Origin of the sequence: uncultured Ralstonia sp., assembly GCA_913056305.1 — a bacterium.
Lineage (GTDB): Bacteria > Pseudomonadota > Gammaproteobacteria > Burkholderiales > Burkholderiaceae > Ralstonia.
In genome coordinates this window covers 1-2,014 of the sequence record CAJXMR010000411.1, presented here as the reverse complement: position 1 = coordinate 2,014, position 2,014 = coordinate 1, and the positions used below count along the sequence as shown (strand labels likewise).

Here is a 2,014-nt window from a genome sequence, read left to right as displayed (position 1 = left end):
ACCGACATCATGGGCGAGATCAGCGCCGCGTCGGAAGAGCAGAGCGCCGGCATCGCCCAGGTCAACCAGGCGGTCAACCAGATGGATGCAGTGACGCAGCAAAACGCGGCACTGGTGGAACAGGCGGCGGCAGCGGCCATGTCGCTGCAGGAACAGGCGGATGGCCTGCGTGGTGCGGTGGCGGCATTCCGCACGCAGGCCGATGCGCCCGTGCAAGGTGTGGCACGCGCCCCGGTTGTGAAGACCCAGGCAGGGCCGCGTCTGGAAGCGAAAGCAGGGCCGGCACCTGCAGTCGCGGCGGTATCGAGCAAGCAAAAGCACGTGCGTCGCGCGGCGGCCAAGCCCGCTGCCAACGCGCCGATGATGGAATCGCCCAAGCGCGTCGCTGCCGGCAGCGACGAAAGCGACTGGGCTACGTTTTAACCATGTATGCATGGGATCTTCGCTGCTCGCGAAAGCTCTCCCGTGTGTCTTGTGGTGTGCAGCCTGCCCTTCGGGGCAGGTTTTTTTTTTGCCTGGGCAGACCATGCCCGCCGGAGGCCGGGGTGATCCCCCTCTCTGGTGGCATGGCGCCAAGGCGGTTCTAAAGAGCCGCACCCTGCAGCCGATACCGGAAACAGGGGCATAGACAAAGGAAGAGGGGAGCGAGACATGGGTTGGATGAAACGTATGCCGGTGTCGACGGTGTTGACCGCCGGGTTTCTGATCGTGGCGGCCTTCGGTGCTGCCATCGGTGCCCTGGGCATCTACACGATCACCAAGCTGAGCAATGCCAGCGACGACCTGTCGCAAAAACAGATGCGGGCCATCACGCAAATGGACGCCGCCGCCAACAGCCTGGCGCATGCGAGCCGCGCCCAGACCTCGCTGCTGATTGCCACCACGCTGGACGAGCGCAAGGCCCTGAGCACCGAGATCACCACCGGCATGAAGCGCCTGCAGGAAAGCGTCGACAACGTCCGCCCGCTGTTCGTGCAGCCCGAAGGCAAGAAGATGATCCGCGAGGTGGATGCCGTCTACCCCGTGTGGAGCAAGCGCATGACCGACTTCGTTGCGCTGATCGACAAGCAGGGGCTGGACCCGACGCAGTTCGACAGCCGCGTCACGGCGGAAAACGTCGGCCTGCTCGACGATACGGCGGCCTTCGAGAAGACGCTGGACAAGATGGTCAAGCGCGTGGAGGAGGTGGCCACGGCCGCCACCGCGCAGCGCCCGCCCAAGCCGGAGGATGTCGTCCAGGTGCGGGTCGAGCCGGCGCGGGTGGAAGCGCGCGCCGATGGGCAGGCGACGTTCACGCTGGTCGCCACCATTCGCGAGGGCTTCCACGTCAACTCCAACCAACCGCTGCAAGAGTATTTGATCCCGACCCGGGTGGAGCTCCTCACCACCGAACTGTTTACGCTGGAGAAGGTGGACTACCCCAAGGGCGAACTGAAGTCGTTCGGCTTTTCCCCCGACGAGAAGCTTTCCGTCTATGACGGCACGCTGCGCCTGCCGATTGCGTTGCGGGTGCAAGACGGTGCCCGGAACCCCGCCGCAGGCGGGGCCGACGCTGGCAGTCACACCGTGCGCCTGGCCTTCCATTACCAGGCCTGCAACGACGAGATCTGTTTGCGCCCCACCAAGCGCGAAGCCCAACTCACTGTTCGCGTGCGGTGAACTGCTCGCAGTGAACCGCCTGCGCTAGCTCGGCGCGTCAGGAAGCTGGATGGCAACCCCCGACCAGCAACAAAAAGCAAACCGTCCCCGCAATCGAGCGCAAGCGGGTGCACCGCAACCCAGCTGGCGCCCGCCGGGGCGGCAACGAATCGGCTGGGCTCTGGTGCTGGCTGCGACCGTCGCGCTGGCGCTGGCGGCCACCGGCGGCTACGGAACCCCTGACCCGCCGGGGGCGAAGAAAGCCAATCGCCTCATCTCCGAGGCCAGCCCCTATCTGCGCAGCGCGGCCTACCAGCCGGTGGACTGGTACCCATTCAGCCCGCAAGCGTTCGCGCGCGCCCAGGAACTCGACCGG

At 65.9% G+C, this 2,014-nt stretch carries 2 protein-coding genes and 1 pseudogene; all 3 read left to right on the top strand.

The window, feature by feature from the left end:
• Positions 1-423 (top strand): annotated as a pseudogene (locus QZ609_RS26710) (hypothetical protein); the annotation flags it as partial.
• 228 nt (positions 424-651) lie between these two features.
• A complete protein-coding gene (locus QZ609_RS26705; protein WP_295501637.1) occupies positions 652-1,659 on the top strand; it encodes an MCP four helix bundle domain-containing protein in 1,008 nt (335 codons plus the stop codon).
• 49 nt (positions 1,660-1,708) lie between these two features.
• On the top strand, positions 1,709-2,014 hold a 306-nt coding region (locus QZ609_RS26700; protein WP_295501634.1), incomplete at its 3' end, for a DUF255 domain-containing protein.

Coding starts and splice junctions, on each gene's coding strand:
- QZ609_RS26705 (WP_295501637.1), top strand. CDS start 652: ATGGGTTGGATGAAACGTATGCCGGTGTCGACGGTGTTGACCGCCGGG.